Genomic DNA, 23,622 nt, shown 5'->3' with positions numbered 1-23,622 from the left:
AAATTAGGGTTTATTGATGGCTACAGCGTAGATTTGAGAATTTCCTTCAAAGTTAGCTCTAAAAATAATCCATTTTCCGTCAGGAGAAAAATGAACATTAGGTTCTAATTTGTAGTTATGATTTTTCATGTTTACCAATTTTTCTGAAATTAGCTGGTCTCCTTTAGGGGTAAAGTGGTAAATCCATCTTCCATTTGTTGCGTGAGCTACCTGTCCCTCGTTTCCGCCATCCCCGGCAAAGGTTTTCATGTCTGGAGCTATATTGTAGTGTATGGACCATTCGTCGCGCTCTAAAGTATAACGCTTTTCTTCATTGGTTTCTAAATTTTTTCCGGCTAAAAAAAATGTTTCTCCTCTAGGAATTTGGAGGTCAAACCAGATTGTTTTTCCATCTGGGCTAAAAAATTCGTGTCCGGCAATCTCTCTTTCTACAGTTCTATTATGGATTTTTTTTCGGTCTTTTGAACGAATGTCGATATTCCATATACGGTCCACTTTGTGCCAAGGACCTTCGTGGCAATACATAAATAAATTGGGGTTTGTAGGCGAAAATTGTTCGTGGTTCAACCAAGCATTTTCAGAAAATAATTCGTTTAAGTTTCCAGTAGCAACATCAATTGTGATTAAAGTACGTTTTAGTTTGGCGTTATAAATTTTTTCAAAGAAATCTTTTTTCTCTGGATTGTTTTTAAATATTTCTTGTTCTTCTTTTGAAGATATCACCCCTCCAAGTAATGTTTCGTCTGCATTTAAAGTCGCTACAGAACCAATTTTATCAGACGGGAATTTGAAAATAAATTTAGTTTTATGAGAATCGATATGAGTAGAAAATATACTGTCTTTTATTCTATAGTAGACTTGTCTTGTTTTCACTCCTACGATTTCTCCGCTTTTTGATCCGGGCGTATTTGTGAGTTGAACAATTTCTTTTGATTCTAAATCGATCGTAAATAATTGTTCTCCATTTGCGGTACTTCCATGAAAAACCATTAGCCAGTTTTTTTTGTCTCTAGTCGGCAAAAAAGGATTGTTGTGAAAATAGAAACTACTGTTGTTACCTTCTCTGTCCACTAACTTTTCTATTTGATGTCCCGTTTCTGAGTCAATCCATACTTTAGTCTGTGAACTTTCCTTAGAAGTTTCTAAAATAGGAATCGTATTTTGACTACGAATTATATTACTCTTAGAGTTAATGATGCTTTGTTTCTCTTTACAAGAAAAACATAATAATGTCACAATGAATAATATGATTTTGCTATTTCTCATGTCTAAAATTTATCGAAAGATTTTAAGTAAAAATAGAATATCTAATTTGTAATGCTATCCTGTTGCATCCTGTGTAGAATGCTTCTTTGTTTTATATCCTTAATATTTAAATGAAGCGGTTATTCCATTAAATCTATTCCTTGCCTATAGGCAGGGAGGCACAGGATACCACTACTAATTAACATTATTATTTTTATCACATCGAACCCAAATAGCTTAAAAAATTATTCTCAAAGGGTTAATTAGTGATTTTAATCAATTTTTAATTATGAATATACGTGTAATTCTTGCAATCACATTACTACTTGTAAATTTTCAAATTATCGCTCAAGAACAACTAAATTTGAATGGTACTTGGAGATTTATGCTTGCTAAAACTGAAAAAGAGGCTGATAGTTTGTCAAATTTTTTTACCAATAAATATGACAGCAGAAGTTTTAAACCAACTCCTGTTCCTTCAAACTGGTCTGTTCTTGGCTACGAGGAACCTGTATATAGAGGTTTTGAAGGAGATAAAGCAAGTGAGGGTTTTTATTTATATGATTTCAAAGTTCCAGCTGATTGGAAAGAAAAGTATGTTAAGCTTCATTTTGGTGGAGTGTGGTCATCAGCCGAAGTTTGGCTTAACGGAAATTTTATAGGAACTCACAATGGCGGATATACCTCATTTAGTTTTGATGTCGATGGAAAGCTTAAGGCGGGTGAGTCTAATCAACTTGCGGTGCGTGTACGTCAAGTTAACCCCGATTATAAATTTGATGTTTATGATGATTGGACATTAGGAGGTATTTATAGAGATGTTTTTCTTGAGGCAATGCCAAAGAAAAGATGGATTGATCGTCTCATTGTGAAGACAGAATTCGATGAATTATATAAAGATGCTCAACTAAAGATAAATATAATGGTGGGAGATAGGAATAAGGAAACTCTTCCAGGAAATTATCCAAGTCCAGGTGAGTCATACAATATGAGGGTTACTTTATATACAAAAGATGGAAAGGATTTGGAACATCAAGAAATTTTAGTGCCAGCACATACTGCAACAAATAGAGAAGTATTGATGACCATGCGTGTGAATAATCCTCTACATTGGACTGCAGAAACTCCTTATCTTTATAGACTTCGTGTTGAACTCTTAGAAAAAAATATGGTGGTACATTCTCGTACCGAACACGTAGGATTTCGCGAGATTTCTACTGCAGGAGGAGTTTTCAGAATTAATGGTCAAGCAGTAAAGTTACGAGGTGTGAATAGGCATGACGAACATCCAGATGTAGGTAGAGCAACAACAAAAGAACACTGGTTACAAGATATTAAACTGATGAAAGCTGCAAATATTAATTATGTTCGAATGGCTCACTATGCTCATGCACAAGGTTTTGTAGAGCTCTGCGATGAATTGGGGATGTACGTTGGTGAAGAAGTTTCGCTTGGAGGAGCGGCTGATTTAATGTATGACGCATCCTTTTCTGGGGCAGTACTACAAAGATCGTATGAGACGGTTGTACGAGATATTAATAGACCTTCTATTATTTATTGGTCAATAGGGAACGAAGATGCTTTAACTAGCTTACATATGGCATCGGTAAAATTGGTTAAAAATTTGGATCCGACTCGTCCTGTTCTACTGCCTTGGCGCGCGGAAGAATGGCTTCCAGCAGAAGTAGATATTCTCGCACCTCATTATTGGAAACCACAAGAGTATGACCTATTAGCTTGCAGATCTAATCGTCCAATCATTTCTACAGAATATACTCATTCTTTTGGAGTTGATGGATTTGGTGGTTTGGGAGCACGTTGGAAAGCATTAACTAAACACCCTTCTGGTACAGGAGCTGCAATCTGGATGTGGGCAGACCAAGGGATCAAAACGCCAGTTTTGAGACCTAAAGAAAAGCTCTCAAAATTGAGCGAAGGAGATGATTACCTTCGGATTGATGACGCGGGTTGGGATGGTATTGTAGACTCTTACCGTAATTTGACAAGAGATTACTGGGAGACAAAAGCGGTTTATGCTCAGGTATATCCTACTTTGAATAAGGTGCTTTTTACTCCTGGTGAAAAAACGGTCAGTATTCCTATGCAAAATGATTTTGACTTTACGAATTTTAATAAGATAAAAATTAGTTGGTCTATTCGAGAAGACCAAAAGGAATTGGCTTCGGGTTCAGGAACAATTGAAGGCCAACCCCACACTGAGTCGACCTTTAAATTGCCATTAGATAATTTGACTTCTATTAGTATAGGAAAAACGTATTATGCTTGGTTTATTTTTACCAATCCAGAGGGGATGGAGATTAATCGTAAAGCGGTGGAACTTTGTCCGCGTATGGAGGGGTTGACTAAAAAATCTCCAGAGGGAAGATTGTCAGTTATAAAAGGGGAAAAAGTTACCATTGATGCAGGAGAAGTACATTATGTATTTGACCCTAAAATAGGTCAGTTGATTTCGGCAAGTTTAAAGGGTAAAGCATTATTAAATGATTTGAGACCAGTTATATGGCGTAAATTAGATAGAGCGGAAGTTAGTGTAATCGGTAAAAAAGAATCTAGCCAAGCAGTCAATCTTAATCTTTATGAACAATCGGTTATAGATTGGAATGTAGAAGAAAATCAATCTAGTATTGTTATAAAAGCGACAGTGAATTATTTAGTGGATAGTAAAAATCAATTTACTACAATTTACCGATATTCAATTGGATTGGATGGGAAATTAGATGTTCATTATCAGATTCAAACCAAAGTGGAGGTGCCAAGTTTGCCAATTGTAGGAATGGCTGTAGATGCGGTACCTGAGCTAAACCGTTTGCATTGGTTGGGACTTGGTCCATACGATGCTTATGCAAACAAACAATCTGCACCGATTTTAGGAGTCTGGGGAGGATTAAATAAAGATAAGGAAACTAGCGGAACAAAAGTAATGCGTTGGGTAGAACAAAGTGGTGAAATTGGCGTAGTACGTATTTCTAATCTAGGTTATTTGGAGCACGATACTGCTAAACCGGAAACTGTAAACATATTATTGGGCGTATTAGGTAGACCAGAAAAAGGTCGAAAAGCAGATGAATCTATTCCACAACTTTTAACAAACACTGGAGAATATTTCGTAGGTGAATTTAGTATAGAATTATTAAAGAATAATCATTAAATGTGTTTTTAATAGTTTAATAATTTTTAGAGTGTTTAGTTCTAGATATTTTAATTGTTTATTAAATAATACGATAAATACAATCGAAATTTTGTAATAATTACTTTTTAAAGTTTTTCCTTAATCTCTAATCCTAATCAAAAAAAATGAACCGACGCAAATTCATAATTGGGAATTCACTAGCTTTAGTTGGTTTAGGGCTTCCATTTTCAGCCAGTAGTAATGCTTTAGAAAAAGACCCAAGACTTTCTGATTTTGAAAAACGACTTCAACCTATTGGTCGTGCTTTAGAATTTGAAGATTATTACGTTTGGTGTAACAGTCCAATTGAAGGTCCTGATGGTAAAATACATGTTTTTTTCTCTCGATGGCCCAAAGCTAAAAAAATGAGTGGCTGGATTAATAGTTCAGAAATTGCCCATGCTGTAGCAGATCAACCTGAAGGTCCTTATACTTATGTTAGTACAGTTCTATCGCCTAGAGGTGGCGATTATTGGGATGCAACTACTTGTCATAATCCAAGTATTCATTTTGTGGATGGGAAATATGCGCTTTTTTTTATGGGAAATTCTAACGGGAAAATGAATACAAAACGCATAGGGCTTGCGACTTCGGATTCGCTTTATGGACCCTGGGAGAGACCAGATAAGCCGTTGTTACTTCCTGGAGAAAAAGGCAGTTGGGATGATTATATTACTACCAATCCTTCGTTTTTAAAACACCCTAATGGAGAATATTGGCTTTATTATAAGTCATTGGATGCGGCAGGTTATGAAAATCCAAAATTTGATATTCGTGGAAATAGGAAATACGGCTTGGCTATTTCTCAATCATTGTATGGTCCTTATGAAAAATTTGAAGAGAATCCAATAGTTGATTTTTCCAAAACAGGGGATAACAAACAATGTGAAGATGCTTTTGTTTGGTATGAAAATAAGAAATTTAAGATGTTAACTCGAGATTTAGGTTATTTTGGTATAGATGATGGGTTATATATGGACTCCTTAGATGGTAAACAATGGAGCGACCCATTAATTGCTTTTCAGTCCTTGAATAAATATGTAAATCAGCCAGAAGCTCCTAAGCACTTAAATCGATATGGAAGATTAGAACGTCCCCAATTATTATTTCAAAAAGGAAAGCCAACTTATTTGTTTGCAGCATCTCAAGGAGGAAAATATGAAACGGCTTCGGGGTTTATTTTTAAATTGAAATAAGAAATAAATAGAGAAAATATATAGTGTAAGATTTGTTAAATATTGGAAGGATAAAACAGAGCAAGTTTTAAAAACAGATGCTAATGAGAAAACTGCAATAAATGCAAATAATATTTACAACATATATAATTATACCTGTTATTTTATATGCACATCGTTTTTTTTTGAATTTTTAATTAGGATAATAAAAAAATATGTAATAGTTTTGTGTAATCGATTGCATAAATTTATAAATAAGATTTATCCATCAATAAAATAATTTATTTTACTAACTAAATTCAAACTACTAATGAAAAACAAAATTACCTATTTGTTTATTATAGCTTTGTTTACTCTAATGTATTCATCGGGCTATGCGCAAGGCAAGGTGGTTAAAGGTAAAGTCACAGATGCTGCAGGACTTCCTTTGCCAGGTGCTAACGTAATTATTAAAGGAACTCAGAAAGGTACGAGTACTGATTTTGATGGTAATTATACTATCAACGCTGCTACTGGTCAGGTATTGGTTTTTACCTATACGGGTTCTAAAACTGAAGAAAAAACCATTGGTCAATCATCTGTTTATGATGTTAAACTGACTGATAGCAACAATACTTTAGAAGAAGTTGTTGTTGTTGGGTATGGAACAAAGAAGAAAAAAGATCTTACGGGTTCAATTGTAAGTGTGGGTGCAGAGGAAATTGCTTCTAGACCTGTTCAAAATGCAGTTCAAGCAATACAAGGAAAAGCGGCTGGTGTAGATATTTCTTCAAATGAGCGTCCAGGAACTGTTGGAAGTATTAGAATACGTGGAGCGCGTTCTATTTCTGCTTCAAATTCACCATTGTACGTAGTAGATGGAATCCCATTAAATTCAGGGGGGATTGATTTTATAAATCCTAATGATATTGAGTCAATTGATGTATTAAAAGATGCTTCAGCTACCGCTATTTATGGTTCTCGTGGGGCTAATGGGGTTATCATTGTAACAACTAAAAAAGGTAAAAACGGAAAGTATACTTTAAATTATGATACTTCTATAATTACAGAAACAATTCATGAAAATGCAAGAATGATGAATTCTGCAGAATATATTGAATTGCGTCGTTGGGCTAGATACTATTCAAATCCAGCAGGTTTCCCAAGAGGTGATGCGCCAACTATTGCAAATGATAGAACAATATTTTTAGATACCGCTGATCCAACGGCTTGGAACAATATTGCACAGGGATGGGCTTCTGGAACATGGGATGGTTCTAAAGTAGCTACCACTGATTGGGCTAAATTTGTAACACAAACTGGAGTGACACAACAACATACTTTAAGTGTTAGTGGAGGTACAGAAAAGACAAAGGCTTATGGGTCATTTGGATACATGGACAATACGGGAACTTTAAAAGGTCAAAGTTACAAACGTTATAATGGTAACGTGAGTGTTGATATTGCGCCAAACAAATGGTTCTCAATGGGAGCTAATTTAAATACTAGTTATGGAGTTAATGAATACGGTCAATCTACAGTAGGTAGATCTGCAGTAGCCTCATCAGGGGGAATCTACCAAACAGCAAGACAAAACTTGCCTTATGCAATGCCTTTTGATGCCAATGGAGTTAGAATTATTAATCCAGGTGGGGATTCTACTATTAGAAATGTTTATGATGAGCATTTGTATTCACAAGATCAACGTGTAACTTTACGTGCTTTTGGTAGTTTTTATGCGCAATTGGATTTAGGAGCAATTTCTTCAAAATTAGATGGGCTTAAATACCGTGTTAATTTTGGTCCCGATATCACAGCGTATAGAAACGGAGTGTTTTTAGATGGGCAGTCTTCGGCTCGTTCAGGAACTAGTTATGCTTCATTATCAAAAGATCAAACTATCTCGTATACTTTAGATCAATTACTTTTCTACAACAAAACATTAGGCAATCATAATTTTGGATTGACATTGTTGCAGAGTCAAACTCAATATAGAAATGAAGGAAATGCTATGTCAGCTGAAAAAATTCCAAATTCGGCTAACAAATGGAATGCATTGATTCCTTCAAATGTGCCAGTACTTGCATCGTATAGCTCTGATTTAACAGAGACGGGTTTGTTGTCTTATATGGGAAGAATTAATTATGGGTATGCAGATAAATATTTAATTACGGCTTCAGGTCGTTTTGATGGGGCTTCACAATTGGCTCCAGGAAATAAATGGGCATTTTTCCCTAGTACCGCTTTAGCTTGGCGTTTGGATAAAGAAGAATTTTTACAAAACGTTTCTTGGATTAACCAATTGAAATTGAGAGCGGGTTATGGTATTACAGGAAATGCTGCGGTAGCAGCTTACGCTACCCAACCACCTTTGGTAGGAATTGTTCATCCATTTGGATCTGGACTTAGTAACAATACAAGTTTGGGTAATTTAGATCTTACCTGGGAAAAAACAACACAATACAATTATGGAGTTGATTTCTCTATATTGAATAGTAGAATTTCAGGAAGTTTGGAATACTACACTAGTAAAACAACTGATTTATTATTAAGTAGAACTATTCCAACAGTTACAGGTTTTGCAACAACACTTGAAAATGTGGGCGCAACAGAAGGTAATGGAGTGGAACTTACTTTGAATACTGTTAATGTTAAAACAGCTGATTTTGAATGGAGTTCAAGTTTGAGTGCTTCATGGCAGAAAAGCAAAATTGTAGAGTTACAAAACGGAAAATTTGATGATATAAACAATACTCGTTTTATTGGTCAGCCTCAAGGTATTATATACGGTTTTGCATCTAATGGAATTTGGAAACCTGAAGACGCTGCTGAAATGGCAAAATTCAATGCTAATAGTGCTGGATTCTCTTTCGGAAACGCAAGACCTGTAGATCAAAATGGGGACTATAAAATTGATGCCAATGACCGTGTAATTATTGGTAGTACTGAACCTAAATTTGTGACAGGATTGACTAATACTTTTAATTACAAGAATTTCGAATTATCTTTCTTTATCTATGGACGAATGAATTATCTTTCTAGTGCTGGAGCAGAAAATTTAAGTGGTAAAACAAGCCAAAGAGTATTGGATTATTATACAGAAAATAATATCAATGCAGCGTATCAAAAACCAATTTATTCTGCGGCAACTGGAGATCAATACCATCCAACTTTAGGATATTTAGATGGTTCATTCTTGAAAATCCGTAACATTTCTCTTGGTTATAATTTCACAGATGAATTGGCAGAAAAAATAGGTGTTTCTAAATTAAGAATGTACCTTCAAGCTTCTAATCCAGGAATGTTATTCTCTAAAGCAAAATGGATGGATTTTGATACTCAAACCACCTATTCAAATCGCGGATTTACTTTAGGATTAAACGTTCAATTCTAGAAATAATAAAAAAATAGATTATGAAAAATTATAAAACATTATACATCAACTTAATGCTAGTAGCTACTTTGGCATTAAGTAGCTCCTGTAGTCAAGATTTTCTAGATGAAAATTTAACAACAGCTTACAGTAAAGACTATTTAAAAACTGAAGAAGGAATTCAGGCTTTAGCTATAGGAACTTATTATCAAGTACTGAACCACTCAACCGATATTCGTGAAGTCCCTCTTGCATCTACAGAATCAGGGACAGATGAATTTCATGCAGGAGGAGATGCGTCCAATCATATTTGGAATTCGTATGCTTCTGGATTATCTTCCTTTGTAACAGTAAACAATGCAAATACTGTTGCAGCAAATACCAATTGGGATAAATTATATATAGGAATTGGAAATGCGAATCAATTAATTGAATCGGCAACTGCAAGTACTTCAACAAAAGATGCTATCAAAAAAACAGCGTTAGGGGAAGGATATTTTTTAAGAGCCTATAATTATTTAAAATTGGTGAGACAATATGGAGGAGTACCTTTAAAACTAAAAACAAGTTCTACTGTAGAGTTAGAATTTACTAGAGCTAGTGCAAAAGAGGTTTTGGCTCAAGTAATAGACGATTTTACAAAAGCGTACGGACTTTTAGCTAATACGGGTGGTCCTACTAAAATTACTAAAGATGCAGTGGCACACTATTTGGCAAAAGCCTATTTGACTCGTGCTAGTGAAATCAATGATTCTTGGAATTCAGACACAAAAACGGCTGATTTACAACAGGTAGTTACTTTGTCAGACCAAGTAATTGCTAATCACCCATTGGCAGCTAACTATGTTAATTTATGGGATTATAAAGCTCCAGATGGCGCTAATGAGAAATTACCAGAATTAATTTTGTCTGCTAGTTATAACTCTAATGCATTAAACTCTGGTGAAAACCAACAACATTTATTTTTCTTATCAACCTATGATCAATTGCCTCAAATGGAACGTAATACAGGGGGAGGAAGACCATTCAGTCGTTTAGCACCAACGTATTTTACTTTTGATGTATTTGATAATGTTAATGATTCTCGTTTTTGGAAAAGTTTTCAAACCAAGAGCGCTATTAATAAGGCGGCATCTGGATATGTAAATGGTACTGATTTAGGAATTATGTATGTAGTCAATAAATCAACAGATAATACTCGTTTTGCTAAAACTAATAATGGATTGACAGATAATATAGTATATGCAAAAACAGGTAAAAAAATACCAAGTGTTTTCGTGGCTTATGCAGCGGATAATGGTAATCTAATGGCAGGAGTTAGATTTCCGTCATTGAGTAAATATATGGATGGTGCTAGATTGGATTATAACGCAACAAAAGGAACTCGTGATCTTGTTTTAGCTCGTTCAGCAGAGACCTATTTAATGGCTGCTGAGGCTAAAGTACGTTTAGCTAAAGCGGGTACAGGATCTTTTGCAGATGCATTGCCTTATATAAATGCTGTTAGAGCTCGTGCTGCTTATAAAGCAGGAGAAGATCGTGCTGCTTATACGGATGGTTCTGCTGCGGTTACTGTTGCTGTTCTTGGAGGTAGAAATAGTTCATTTATGGCTGAAAATTCATATTATGAATCAAATAATATTACAGCAACAACAGCTGCTACAAGCTTAACTATCACTGCAGGGACTTATCCAGATCAAGATTTAGCTGTAATCGCAAAATTGGGATACACTAGTGAGTATGATAAAATGTTATGTTTAATCTTAAACGAGCGTACTAGAGAGCTTTGTGGAGAATTCCATCGTTGGGAAGACTTGAGTAGAACCAAAACTTTGGTTGCTAGAGCTAAGGCTTACAATCCAGAAGCAGCTCCAAATGTTCAAGATAAGCATAATCTACGCCCAATACCTCAGACTTTCTTAGATGCGGTTTACGCAAGTGGAAAACCACTATCTGCAGCTGAGAAACAAGCGATGCAAAATCCTGGATATTAATGCTATTTGATAATTGAATAAGATTATTTTAAAAGCGCTATAGTTGAAAAATTATAGCGCTTTTTATTTTTTTAAAGTTAAACAGTAACCTGATGCCACAGGATAGTTTGTTTTTTTGAATTCAATAAATTTGAAAAAACTAGTGTTTTATATAAAGTAACCAATGAATTGGGCTAATTTTTTTATTCGATGATTAATAAGAGATTTTATATTCCAAATTTTAGTGTCATTAAAAAAGTGTTACTGTTGCTTTTTTTTACACTCCAACTTTGGTCTCAAGACACTAGAAGTTTCAAGGTTTTTCAGTTTCCAGCCAATAAAATTCCAATGATTGATGGAAACTCAGAAGACTGGAAACTAGTTCCCGAGGCTTATACAGTTGGAATGAATGAATTATGGGAGGATAGTGGAAAACACAGTAAAGTCAATCCTAAAAACATAGAGGTTAGTGTTAAGGTAGCTTGGGTAAAAGGATTGAATAGATTGTATTTTCTGTATGAAGCGTACGATGATTATTGGGATTTTTCTTTGCCAGGTTTGCATAATGATACTTTTGAAGTTATTGTAGATGCAGACCAGTCTGGAGGGCCATTTATTGATCGATTTCATCCTAACAAAAATTTGAATCCAATGGATGCCTATTTTTCTTTTCATGGTGTTCATGCCCAAAACTATCATATTTTCACACCCGCCGAGGGAAAAGATTGGGCTTTAGTTTGGGGAAGTCAGCCTTGGATAAAAGAAATGCCTTATTCCAATGCGGCGTATCACTATAATTTTAAACCAGGAACCTCAGGAAAATTGACCTTAGAGTTCTGGATAACGCCTTTTGATTATGCAGGGAATGACCCCAAAAGAGCTGTTGAATCTATCTTGGAAGAGAATAAGAATATTGGGCTATGCTGGGCGGTGATTGATTATGATGATGTGAACAGTGAAAAAAATAATGGATTTTGGAACCTGTCAAAAGAACACACCATGTATGGCAATGCATCTTATAGTTTGCCTTTCAAGTTGATGCCTTTGGAAAACGAATTCAAGACAGCCATTTCAGCCAATTGGACTTTTACTGTTATCGATAAAAATCAACGAAAAGTAGCTTTTGTCGATACCTCAGAGGGAGAAATTACGTCTTGGAAATGGGATTTTGGAGACGGAACCATTTCTTCAGAACAAAGTCCAATACATCAATATAAAGAAGCAGGAAAATATATCGTTGTTTTAGACATAGCAGGACCTAAAGGAAAATCAAGACGCTCAAAAGTTTGGGACGTGGCAGTAAAATAATAAAAAGTAATTCAAATGAAAATTAAATTTAAAATGAGTTTGCCTCTATTTATGGTTGCAACAGTATTCTTAGCGTGTAATGTAGTAGCCCAACAAAAAAAGGCTACATCAATCACTTTGACCAATGCTGCCGAAATAGCTTTGACAGATAAAGCAGTGAGTATAAAAAGAAATAGCATAGACGCTAGTTTAAACCAAAAAGGGTTTCCATTGCTCACGTATAATGGAGTTGTCGTTCCTTCTCAGGTAAACGATTTAGACGGGGATGGGAAATGGGATGAGCTTTTTTTGGCGACAAATTTTGCCGCGAAAGAAACCAAAACAATTCAGCTAAGTTGGGTAAAAAAAGCACCACAATTTCCAATCAGAACAAGTGTTCGGTTTGGTAAAAGAGAAGCTAAAAACCTGCCTGTTCAACCTGCCACAGAAGAAATACTATTAGCCAATCAAGTGCATAAAAAATTAGGATTCCAAAAATACCAAACCGATGGACCCACATGGGAAAACGACAAGATTGGTTTTCGACATTATTTGGATGGCCGAAACGCTAAAGATGTTTTTGGTAAAAAAGTATCAGCCATTACCCCAGAGAATGTTGGGATTAATAGCGAAGGAGCGGTAGAAGATAATTATCATACCATGTGGGATTGGGGTAGAGATATTTTTCCTGTTGGCAATTCAGCAGGTTTAGGAGGTTATGCATTATTGGTAGGTGATGAAATCAATAGATTAGGAATTATCACCACTGATACTTTGAATAATATTGAAAAAACTACTTTTAAAATAGTAGCCGAAGGTTCAGAAAATTCCGTATTGCGTTATACGTATCAAAATTGGTTGGTATCAGGGAATCAATACCAAGTTAAAGAAACAACTTCGATTTGGCCGGGGATGTACGGGTATAAAAACACAGTGAGTTTAGAAGGACTTAAAGGAAACGAAATGTTGCTTATTGCACTTTCTAATATTAATAATCAAAAACCTTTAAATATAGTTGAAGCAGGCAATTTTATTTGTCTTATTCAACATGATAATTTAGGCTATAATCGAGAATGGATTATGGGAATAGCAATTATTGTTCCCAAAAAAGGATTTAAAGGCTATATGGAAGCGCCTAAAACGGGGCAATTGACCAATTCGTATTTAGCTAAGTTTGCTGTAGAAAATAATGAGACTATTAGTTATTATCCAATTGCGGCTTGGGAACTGAGCACAGATAAAAATTTTAAAGACTCGAGCTATTTTAATCAATATGTTATCAATTTAGCCCAACAACTTTCAACTGAAATTACAATCACTATTAATTAATAATTCTATGAAAATTTTAAAAACCAACATTTTAGCTTTATTGTGTATTGGGTTTTTTACCTCGGTAAATGCTCAGACTAACGATGTTACTACACCATTGCATTTACTTAAACCAGAATATCCTACTCCGTATGGTGTGCCTCAAAAGGAGAATGTTAAAGCTGTTTTGGATAGAGTATATACTTTTTTAAACCAGAATACGGCTTCTAAAGTAATAGATGCTACTACCAAACAAGAAATTAAAGATCTTAAGAAAGTAAAAGAGAATGTGATTTTTGAACCAGGAGCGTTTAGATTGACCAGTTATGAATGGGGCGTTACTTACGCCGGAATGCTTTTGGCCTCTGAGGCTACAGGCGAAAAATATTTTGCAGATTACACGAATAGTAGATTAAAATTATTGAGTGACTTGGCGGAAAATTATAAGCCTAAAAATGAAAAAGATACCCCAATCCATTCGCTATTGCATCCAAGAGCATTGGATGATGGAGGAGCAGTTTGTGCCGCTTTTATTAAGGCAAAGAGAAATGGGTTTAAAGGCGATATTGATCCTTTAATTAACAATTTAGTTACTTACATCAGTGAAAAAGAATTCCGACTTAAAGATGGTACTTTAGCTCGTAATAGACCACAAGACAATACGCTATGGCTTGATGATATGTTTATGGGAGTTCCAGCTTTAGCCCAAATGGGAAGTTACACAGGAGATACAAAATATTTTGATGATGCGGTTAAACAAGTCAATCAGTTTTCAGAAAGAATGTTCAACAAAGAGAAAGGGATTTATATGCACGGATGGGTGCAATCCATGTCAGTTCATCCTCAATTTCACTGGGCTAGAGCCAATGGTTGGGCAGTAATGACTATGGTAGAATTATTGGAAGTTTTGCCAAAAAATCATCCTGGATATGCGGGAGTCTTGGCACAATTACAGGCCCATATTAATGGATTGGTAAAATACCAAGACGGAACAGGATTTTGGCACCAATTGATTGATAAAAATGATACTTATTTAGAAACTTCGGCAACGGCTATTTATACTTATTCCATTGCTAGAGCTATCAATCGTGGGTATATAGATAAAATGGCTTTTGCTCCAGCAGTACTTTTGGGATGGAATGCAGTGGCGACGAAAGTCAATCCAAAAGGACAAGTAGAGGGTACTTGTGTGGGGACAGGAATGGGATTTGACCCTGCTTTCTACTACTATCGTCCAGTGAATTTGTTTGCAGCTCATGGCTACGGACCGGTTTTATTAGCAGGTTCAGAAGTGCTATTGTTGTTAAAAAACAATGAATTTGAAATTAACGATAGCTCATTACAACTTAAAGTTAAAAAATAACAAACTTAAAATCCTTAGATTCTATGAAATTTAAATCAAGTTTATCTACCATTGCGAGCACTGCATTTTTTTTGATAGGATCATTGGCTTTTAGCCAAATAGGAACTCGATTCCCTTCAGAAAAAAAGGTGGTTGTAGACCCAATAACAGGACAAGAGTTACTTTTCTTAACCACAAAACAGGCTGGGGATTCAAAGACCTATCCTACCCATCCGCAATGGACATCAGATGGAGAATGGCTTGTTTTTCGTTCCAATAGAGTAAAAGGCGAAGCCATGGCTGTGAATGAAAAATCGGGAGCGATTGTTCAGGTTACAGAAGGAGGCTATAATGGCACTTTGTGTATTGCCCAAAAATCCATGAAACTATATTTCATGAGACAAGCTAATGAAAAAGCGATGCAAATTATTGAAGTTGATTTAGCAAAAGTTTTTGAAGATAGTAAATCGGGCAAGATGAAGCCAGTTGCCGTCTATGAAAAAATATGTGGAATTACCTCTCCAGATATGGGAGCTTCGGGTGATATGGCTTTGGATGCGAATGAAGATGTAATTTATTTCAGAATAGGAAAAGAGGAGGCTGCAAGACATTTGTCTCCTGGAATTCAACTTGAAAATAACTTTGGTCCTCGTAATATGGGGGCAGGACCTGGAGGAATTGGAAGTATGAATATTAAAACAGGGGTTTTTAAACACGTAGTTTCTGTACCTTTTCAGGTAGGACATATTCAGTCTAATATTTGGAATCCAGGCGAAATTGTTTTTTGCTGGGAAACGGGAGGAAAGTCGCCACAACGTACTTGGACGGTTATGTCTGATGGAACAGGCTTACGCCCACTTTATCCGGAATCAGACTACGAATGGGTAACGCACGAGGCTGTAATTTCAAAAGATGAGGTAGCTATGGCCATCATGGGGCATCGAAAAATAGACGTACAAAAAGAGAAACCGGTTGAAGTTACTGACAGCAAAGAGGTTCGAAATCCAATTAATCCGGGTCAAGAAAGCAATTGGGGACCTTCGGGAACTCGAGAAAAACCAACAGGGTTGGCTATCGTAAATTTACGAACTAGAGAAATGGAAATTGTAGGTCAAACGTCAAGTGGTAGTGGTTTATGGCATGTGCATGGTTCTTCAGATGGTAAATGGGCCGTCGGAGACGACTTCTCAAGAAGTTTGTATTTGATTGATCGAAAAACAAAAGAAATGAAACTTCTTACCACAGGGCATAAAGAAACCGCTGCAGATCATGTTCATCCTACTTTTAGTCCAGATGGGACTAAAATACAAATTCAGTCGGCTATGCTTTCGGAAGATAATAGGTCAATGAATATTTGTATAGTAAAAGTTCCAAAAGAGTGGTTGGAACGAAAATAATTTAAATAAACGATACTGAAATGAGACATTTTTTGATTGTAATACTAGGTCTTTTGGGATTTTTTCAAACTGCCTATTCACAAACTGATGATACTACTTTTCCAGATGGGACTATAATTCCGAGTTGGTTTAGAGAGAATACTAAGATTAAATTAAAAGATTTGGGTAAGACTTATACCATAACCGATTTTGGAGTAAATCAAGATAGTACCAAAGTGCAAACCACTTCGATTCAAAAAGTGATTGATTTAGCGGCTTCAAATGGCGGTGGAGTTATTGTGATTCCCAAAGGCGTCTTTTTGAGTGGAGCCCTTTTTTTTAAACCTAAAACGCATTTGCATATTGTGGCGAATGGAGTTTTAAAAGGATCAGACCTGATTGCTGATTATCCAATTATGCCTTCAAGAATGGAAGGTCAAAACTTGGATTATTTTCCGGCTTTAGTCAATGCTTATGAGGTAGATGGTTTTTCTATTTCGGGTAAAGGGACTATAAATGGAAACGGATTGAATTATTGGAAGGCTTTTTGGCAACGACGCAAAGAGAATCCAAAATGTACGAATCTTGAAGTTTCTAGACCTAGATTGGTTTTTATTTGGAATTCTAATAATGTACAAATTCAAGACGTCAAATTAATTAATTCTGGTTTTTGGACGAGTCATTATTATAAGTGTACTAATGTGAAGCTTTTGGATTTGTATATTTATTCCCCGCATATTGGTGTAAAAGCGCCGAGTACAGATGCTATAGATATTGACGCTTGTTCTAATTTTTTGGTCAAAGGATGTTATATGTCGGTTAATGATGATGCTATTGCTTTAAAAGGAGGTAAAGGACCTTATGCCGACCAAGATAAAAATAACGGAGAAAATACCAATGTGATAATTGAAAACTGCAATTTTGGATTTTGCCATTCGGCTTTGACCAATGGAAGTGAGGCGATTCATAATAAAAACATTATCATGCGTAATTGTGAGGTGAAAGATGCATCACGACTATTATGGCTCAAAATGAGACCGGATACTCCTCAACGATATGAGTATATTAGAGTGGAGAATATAAAAGGCGATGCAAAAACTGGATTGGCTGTTTTTGCGTGGAAACAGTTTTTTGATTTAAAAGGCCGTCCCGATATTCCGCTATCATATGGAGACCATATCACCTTAAAAAATATTGAACTTAGTTGTGATGTTTTTTATGGGGTAGAAAAAGATCCAAATGTTCGGTTGTCAAATTTTTCATTTGAAAATTTGAAAATTAAAACCTTGAACGATGAAATGGATAAAAGTTTAATACAAGGAATTACTCTTAAGAATGTTTATTTTAATAGTAAAGAAATACAGTAAATATCTATAAATAGGAACCTTAATAATCGGGAAAACGTGATTTTAATAAATCACGTTTTTTTATTTTTTAATTATATCACTAATGGTTTAAATTCTATTATTAATGTCTACAGGAAAGTACAGGACGGAGTATGTGTTCATTGTAAATAAATTTGAAATTCATTAACAACCAAAATAAAATTATTGTAATATGAAGAATAAAACTATTCTTTTAATGGGCACCATCATTTGTGTTCTGATGTGTATATCAACTTTGGCTCAAAGCACTAATGATAATATAAGAAAAAACCAACTTTTCAATTTTGGTTGGAAATTCAAATCAGGTGAGATTCCAAACGCTCAAGAACTCAATTTTAATGATAATGATTGGCGTGTGCTGGATTTACCACATGATTTTCAGTTTGAACAACCTTGGGATCAAACAGCCAATAAAGGGCGTGGATTTAAAACTCTTGGTATTGCTTGGTACCGTAAAACATTCAAAGCAGATGCTAGTTGGGTTGGGAGACAAGTTTTTCTTGATTTTGAGGGGATTATGCTGCATGGCGAAGTTTGGCTGAACGGGAAGAAAATAGGCGGAACTAGTTATGGTTATCTTGGTTTTGAAACAAATATTTCTAATCTTATTAAATATGATGATGTCAATGTAGTTGCTGTTCGTTCTTCTACAGAGGGAGGTTCTCGTTGGTATACCGGTGGCGGACTTTTTAGAGATGTACATTTGGTAGTTAAAGACCCAATTTCTATTGCGCGTCATGGTGTTTTTATAACGACTCCAAAAATTTCTAATCAAAATGCAGAAGTGAATGTACAGGTTGAAGTGGCAGGTATTAAAAATAAAGAATACCAATTAGAAATTATTACAAAAATAGTCTCTCCCGAAGGGAAACAAGTAGCCGAAACAAAAACGATGGCTCCCAAAAAGTCAAATCTTGTTGAAGTAGAAGTTGCATTGCCAAAGGTTAATATCGCTAATCCACAGCTTTGGTCTTGCGAAACACCTCATTTGTATTCAGCTGAAGTGTCATTGGTAGTAGACGGTAAAGTGACTGATAAGCTTACTGAAAAGTTTGGAATTCGCACCATTGAGTTTTCAAAAGAATTTGGACTTAAATTAAATGGTAAAAAAGTTTTTCTTAAAGGTGTTGCTAATCATCATGATTTAGGTGCGTTAGGTGCAGCTGCTCATGAAACGGCAATTGCTAGAATGATGGATAAGTTAAAAGCTTTTGGTTTTAATCACATTCGAACTTCTCATAATCCCTATTCAGAGTCTTTTTTTAAACTTGCCGATGAAAAAGGAATTTTAGTGGTTGATGAATTATACGACAAGTGGGGGAGCCAAACAGCATGGGCAGGGAGTGCACCATGGAATGATATATGGTACAATAATATGAAAGAGTGGATTAAACGTGACCGTAATCATCCTTCGGTAATTTTGTGGAGTTTTGGAAATGAATTACAGTTTCAGGAAGAACGATGGAATTGGCCAACAACTGATTGGGGTGTAACTACCTATAAAATTATGGATGTAGTGGCTAAACGCTATGATCCTACCCGTAAAACAACAGTTGCTATGTATCCAGCCCGCGCCGGAGGGATTATTAGAGCCAATCCGGACTTTCGTATCAAAGAAAATATTGTTCCGCCTGAGTTGGCAACCGTTACCGAAGTGGCTAGTTTTAATTATACTTGGGAGGATTACCAAGAGTATCTAAAACATGCGCCTGATATGATTGTTTATCAAAGTGAAGCGGTAACCAATGAGTTGGCTGCACCTTATTTTGGAATGGACAGAGAAAAAATGGTCGGACTGGCGTATTGGGGAGGAATTGAATATTGGGGTGAATCTCAAGGTTGGCCAAGAAAAGGATGGAACTATTCGTTTTTCAATCATTCGATGGAACCTTTTCCTCAAGCATGGTTAACCAAAAGTATTTTTACAGATGAACCTTTAGTTTATATCGGTATAGTGGATAATGAAGGGGAATCCAAAATGTGGAACGACCAAGTGGTTGGGCAAAAAGTAATTTCGTCACATTGGAACCGCATAGAAGGGAATGCATATAATTTGTACACCTATACTAACGCAGATGAAGTAGAATTAGTAGTAAATGGAAAGTCTATAGGTGTACAGCAAAATAGTACTGAAGTAACAAAACGCAATACTATTTATTGGAAAAACGTTCCATATTCAGCGGGTAAAATTACGGCTATTGCTCGAAAAGGAGGCAAAGAAGTAGCTCGTCACGAGTTGGAGACGACTGGAAAAGCAGTAGCACTAAAATTAGAAACAGAAAATCCAAACTGGAAAGCAGATGGAATGGATCTTCAGTATGTTAAAGTGTATGCTGTGGATAGTATTGGCAATAAAGTAGCAACTGTTTCTGGAGAAGTAACTTTTGATGTTAGTGGTCCTGCTGCTATAATTGCAGTAGACAATGGAAATCATTCAAGTGATGATTTGTTTTCGGGTAATAAAAAGAAACTTTACAACGGTTTTGCAATGGCAATTTTACGTTCATCACAAAAAGGAGGAACTGTAAAACTAAAAGTTTCAGCTACGGGATTGAAAGGAATTGAGAAGACCTTAACAGTAAAGTAATTATTAAACCAATACAGTAAATTGTAATGATTTTTTTATGATTTAAAAAAAGGAAAAGTTTCAAAAAAACGCACTTTTTTCAAAAAAGTGCGTTTTTTTTATTGCAAAATAAAATATTTAAATAATTGATTTTCAATTGTTTAAATATTTAATTAGTATTTTTTAATTCAGTTACAACAATTCCTACAGGAAAGTACAGGACAGAAAGCGAAAACGTTATAAATACATTTGGTTTAATTAACAACCAAAATTATTGTAAAATGAAGAACAAAATTATTCTTTTAATGAGCATCATTATGTATACATTAATGTGTACATCAGCGTTTGCTCAAGAAAAATTGGTTACAGGGAAGGTTAACGATCCTTCAGGCCAACCTTTACCAGGGGTTACTGTCTTGGTAAAAGGAACTAAAAAGGCAGTAAGTACAGACTTCGATGGGAAATTTAGTATTTCCGTATCTAATGGAGGTACATTAGTGTTTTCTTATATAGGTTTTAAATCCAAAGAACAAAAAGTGGGTAGTGCGAGTTCGTATACTATTGCTTTAGAAACCGAAAATGAGTCCTTAAACGAGGTCGTGGTTGTTGGTTACGGTACTCAAAAGAAAAAAGTTACTACAGGTTCTATGTCTTCTATTAAAACAGAAAGTTTTACGGAGAGACCTATTTCAAGATTAGATCAAGGAATGGTAGGACAAATAGCTGGGGTTAGAGTAAAACAAACTACAGGTTTGCCAGGCCAACCTTTCAGTGTGGAGATTAGAGGAGCAGGATCTATTTCTGCGGGTAATGAACCTTTGTACGTTATCGATGGATTTCCTATTCACACAGAAGGAGGGAACAGTGCAGGAGGTTTTTCAAATGGAAGCCCCTTAGATAATATGAATCCCAACGATATTGCCTCTGTTGAAGTTCTTAAAGATGCCGCCGCCGCTGCAATCTATGGTTCTAGAGCTTCAAATGGAGTGGTGCTTATCACCACCAAGAGAGGTAAAGCAGGAAAAGCTAAATTCACGTTTAATACTTATTCAGGATTAAGTAAGGAAGCTAATCGAGTTGATGTTTTGAATGCAGATCAATGGATAGCTAGACAAAAAACATTTATAGATGATAACTGGATAACATCAGGAATACCAGGAGCAACAGCTACTCAAACTATAGCAGAAAGAATAGCCACTTATAATCTAAGATATCCATCTACACCTTTGATACCAAGTAATTCTAAATATACTTCGTATGTATATGATGCTAGATGGGATATGCCAGGTCATCCGGGTCTTGATTATATTGATTGGCAGGATAAAATTTTCCGTACAGGAGAATTTAAAAATTATCAGTTGTCAGCTTCAGGAGCATCAGATGCGGTAAATTACTACGTGTCTGCTAATTATTCAAAAAACACAGGTTATATTATTGGTACAGAATATTCATTGTTTTCTGCTAGAGCAAACATTGATATCAAATTATCAGATAGTTTTAAAGTAGGATTTAATTTAGCACCATCTTATTCTATTAAAGACGATCCGGGAGTTGAAGGTAAAGATAATACTTTACACAAAGCTCTTGGTGCTCCTCCTGTTTTTGAAAACGCCTTTAATGATTTAGGTGAGCAGTATACTGTTCGATATGCTTGGGGTAGTAGTACTACTAGTATGTTAAATTTATTGGCTAGAAAAGGAAAAAACTCGATGTATAGAAATTTAATTTCATCTTATGCGAGTTATAAATTAAGTAGCAATTTAACGTTAAAGAGTACAATAAACTTTGATAATACAGATAATACCACTGAGAATTATACACCAAGTAACCTTCTAACAGGTATTATCGGGGCATATAATACTTATAGAAGACAAAACATTGTAAATGAGAATACTTTAAATTATATCAAATCTTTTAAAGATCATAGTTTCAATTTATTATTAGGACAATCATTCAGTTCCTACCAAATGACTAGGTCTAATCTTGCATCAGGTGCTCTTTATAATAGTTTTTCTATTGAGACTTTGCCTACAGGTTCAACAGGGACTACCAATTCAGAAAAGAATACATTACTTTCATACTTTGGAAGGTTACAATATGATTTTAAAGAGAAGTACTTAATTTCTGCTAGTATTAGACGAGATGGGTCTTCTAAATTTGGGTTTCAACAACGTTGGGGAGTATTTCCATCATTGTCTTTGGGTTGGAGAGTTACCCAAGAAGGTTTTATGAAAAAAGTGGATTGGATTAATGATTTAAAACTAAGAGCGAGTGCAGGGGTTAATGGTAGTAATAATATTGGTAATTACGCAGCTTATTCTACTTTAGCAAGTTATAATTACACCCTAGGAGGTGCTAATAGTTTAGGTCAAGGTGTTGGTTCAATACCGAACCCATTATTACATTGGGAAGAATCTAAAAGTACCGACTTAGGTTTGGACTTTTCAATTTTGAAAAACAGAATTTCAGGAACATTTGAGGTGTACAGAAAAATCAATAGCGATTTATTATTACAAGTACCTGTAGTGGGTGCGTCTGGATTTACTAACTATCTGACTAATGTTGGTAAAGTACAAAACCAAGGATGGGAATTTGAATTGAATACTTCTAATGTTGCTACAAAAAGTTTCAAATGGAAGACTTCACTTAATTTAAGTCACAATGAAAATAAAGTTTTAGCTTTAGGTCCGGGTCAATCTAAGATTGAAATATCTACAAGTCTTAATGGAGTTCCATACGTAAAATTAGAAGTAGGGAAACCAATGTATACTTTATATATGCTAGTTCAGGATGGTGTAGTTACTCAAGCTGATATTGATAAAGGAGGAACAACAATTGGAGGGAATGTTTTAAAATTAGGAGATCCAAGATATGTTGACCAAAATGGGGACAAAAAAATTACTGCGGATGACCGAGTTGATGTTGGGAATCCAACACCTAAAATTACTTGGGGAATCACTAATACATTTAAGTATAAAGATTTTGATTTGAATGTTCTAGTTCAAGGACAAAATGGAGGTACTGTATACGGATTGATAGGTAGAGGTATTAATCGTACAGGGATGTCGGCTGGAGAAAATAATTTAGATGTAAATCCTGCTGTAAGAGGTAATTGGAAAACTTCTTTTGGTTACCAAGCTAATACGGATTGGTTATATAGTTCAGATTATCTAAGTGTCAGAAATATTACTCTAGGATATGATTTGTCTAAAGCTGTAAAATCTTTAACAAGAATTGATAAAGCTAGAATCTACATAAGTGGAGAGAACTGGTTCTATTGGAACAAATACAAAGTAGGATACAATCCAGAAGCGGTTAATACTGCCGCAAGTTCTGATGGAGCATTTGCTTTGCCTGTTGATTACGGAGGAGCACCTTTGGCAAAATCATTGGTACTAGGACTTAACATTAATTTTAATTAAA

The 23,622-nt window shown here is 35.3% G+C and carries 12 protein-coding genes; 11 read left to right on the top strand and 1 reads right to left on the bottom strand.

The features are described from left to right. Positions 1-3: 3 nt before the first annotated feature. On the bottom strand, positions 4-1,266 hold the full coding sequence (locus tag Q0L65_RS07380) for an oligogalacturonate lyase family protein (protein ID WP_296684901.1): 1,263 nt from the start codon (positions 1,264-1,266) through the stop codon (positions 4-6). A gap of 268 nt (positions 1,267-1,534) precedes the next feature. Between Q0L65_RS07380 and Q0L65_RS07375 the strand changes: the two genes are divergently transcribed. The 11 genes from Q0L65_RS07375 (at position 1,535) to Q0L65_RS07325 (ending at position 23,621) form a co-directional block, all read left to right on the top strand. Then, positions 1,535-4,414 (top strand): glycoside hydrolase family 2 TIM barrel-domain containing protein, encoded by a 2,880-nt coding sequence (locus Q0L65_RS07375; RefSeq protein ID WP_296684900.1) that lies wholly within the window; start codon positions 1,535-1,537, stop codon positions 4,412-4,414. 146 nt (positions 4,415-4,560) lie between these two features. Beyond that, positions 4,561-5,631: a glycoside hydrolase family protein gene (locus Q0L65_RS07370; RefSeq protein WP_296684898.1), complete on the top strand. Its 1,071-nt coding sequence runs from the start codon at positions 4,561-4,563 to the stop codon at positions 5,629-5,631. 289 nt (positions 5,632-5,920) lie between these two features. Then, positions 5,921-8,983, top strand: a complete 3,063-nt coding sequence (locus tag Q0L65_RS07365; RefSeq protein ID WP_296684896.1) for a TonB-dependent receptor — start codon at positions 5,921-5,923, stop codon at positions 8,981-8,983. Positions 8,984-9,003: 20 nt separating this feature from the next. Next, entirely contained in the window at positions 9,004-10,956 is a 1,953-nt protein-coding gene (locus tag Q0L65_RS07360) for a RagB/SusD family nutrient uptake outer membrane protein (protein WP_296684894.1), read from the top strand. A 189-nt stretch (positions 10,957-11,145) separates the two neighbouring features. Next, positions 11,146-12,243 carry a PKD domain-containing protein gene (locus Q0L65_RS07355; RefSeq protein WP_296684892.1) on the top strand — a complete coding sequence of 366 codons (1,098 nt, stop codon included), beginning with the start codon at positions 11,146-11,148 and terminating at the stop codon, positions 12,241-12,243. Between the two features lie 15 nt (positions 12,244-12,258). Continuing rightward, a complete protein-coding gene (locus Q0L65_RS07350; protein WP_296684891.1) occupies positions 12,259-13,551 on the top strand; it encodes a DUF4861 domain-containing protein in 1,293 nt (430 codons plus the stop codon). A 7-nt stretch (positions 13,552-13,558) separates the two neighbouring features. Beyond that, a complete protein-coding gene (locus Q0L65_RS07345) occupies positions 13,559-14,893 on the top strand; it encodes a glycoside hydrolase family 88 protein (RefSeq protein WP_296684889.1) in 1,335 nt (444 codons plus the stop codon). A gap of 23 nt (positions 14,894-14,916) precedes the next feature. Beyond that, a complete protein-coding gene (locus Q0L65_RS07340; protein ID WP_296684888.1) occupies positions 14,917-16,269 on the top strand; it encodes a hypothetical protein in 1,353 nt (450 codons plus the stop codon). A gap of 20 nt (positions 16,270-16,289) precedes the next feature. Continuing rightward, a complete protein-coding gene (locus Q0L65_RS07335) occupies positions 16,290-17,615 on the top strand; it encodes a glycosyl hydrolase family 28 protein (RefSeq protein ID WP_296684886.1) in 1,326 nt (441 codons plus the stop codon). A gap of 190 nt (positions 17,616-17,805) precedes the next feature. After that, positions 17,806-20,220 (top strand): glycoside hydrolase family 2 TIM barrel-domain containing protein, encoded by a 2,415-nt coding sequence (locus Q0L65_RS07330; protein ID WP_296684884.1) that lies wholly within the window; start codon positions 17,806-17,808, stop codon positions 20,218-20,220. 260 nt (positions 20,221-20,480) lie between these two features. Continuing rightward, positions 20,481-23,621: a TonB-dependent receptor gene (locus Q0L65_RS07325; RefSeq protein ID WP_296684882.1), complete on the top strand. Its 3,141-nt coding sequence runs from the start codon at positions 20,481-20,483 to the stop codon at positions 23,619-23,621. Position 23,622 lies beyond the last annotated feature (1 nt).

It is taken from the genome of Flavobacterium sp., from assembly GCF_024642105.1.
GTDB lineage: Bacteria > Bacteroidota > Bacteroidia > Flavobacteriales > Flavobacteriaceae > Flavobacterium.
The sequence above is the reverse complement of the archived record's forward strand: the minus strand, read 5'-3'. Positions and strand labels throughout refer to the sequence as shown.

What these genes read in the sequence shown, in the direction of transcription:
- Q0L65_RS07380 (WP_296684901.1), bottom strand. Translation starts at nt 1,266, where the DNA reads ATGAGAAATAGCAAAATCATATTATTCATTGTGACATTATTATGTTTT.
- Q0L65_RS07375 (WP_296684900.1), top strand. Translation starts at nt 1,535, where the DNA reads ATGAATATACGTGTAATTCTTGCAATCACATTACTACTTGTAAATTTT.
- Q0L65_RS07370 (WP_296684898.1), top strand. Translation starts at nt 4,561, where the DNA reads ATGAACCGACGCAAATTCATAATTGGGAATTCACTAGCTTTAGTTGGT.
- Q0L65_RS07365 (WP_296684896.1), top strand. Translation starts at nt 5,921, where the DNA reads ATGAAAAACAAAATTACCTATTTGTTTATTATAGCTTTGTTTACTCTA.
- Q0L65_RS07360 (WP_296684894.1), top strand. Translation starts at nt 9,004, where the DNA reads ATGAAAAATTATAAAACATTATACATCAACTTAATGCTAGTAGCTACT.
- Q0L65_RS07355 (WP_296684892.1), top strand. Translation starts at nt 11,146, where the DNA reads ATGATTAATAAGAGATTTTATATTCCAAATTTTAGTGTCATTAAAAAA.
- Q0L65_RS07350 (WP_296684891.1), top strand. Translation starts at nt 12,259, where the DNA reads ATGAAAATTAAATTTAAAATGAGTTTGCCTCTATTTATGGTTGCAACA.
- Q0L65_RS07345 (WP_296684889.1), top strand. Translation starts at nt 13,559, where the DNA reads ATGAAAATTTTAAAAACCAACATTTTAGCTTTATTGTGTATTGGGTTT.
- Q0L65_RS07340 (WP_296684888.1), top strand. Translation starts at nt 14,917, where the DNA reads ATGAAATTTAAATCAAGTTTATCTACCATTGCGAGCACTGCATTTTTT.
- Q0L65_RS07335 (WP_296684886.1), top strand. Translation starts at nt 16,290, where the DNA reads ATGAGACATTTTTTGATTGTAATACTAGGTCTTTTGGGATTTTTTCAA.
- Q0L65_RS07330 (WP_296684884.1), top strand. Translation starts at nt 17,806, where the DNA reads ATGAAGAATAAAACTATTCTTTTAATGGGCACCATCATTTGTGTTCTG.
- Q0L65_RS07325 (WP_296684882.1), top strand. Translation starts at nt 20,481, where the DNA reads ATGAAGAACAAAATTATTCTTTTAATGAGCATCATTATGTATACATTA.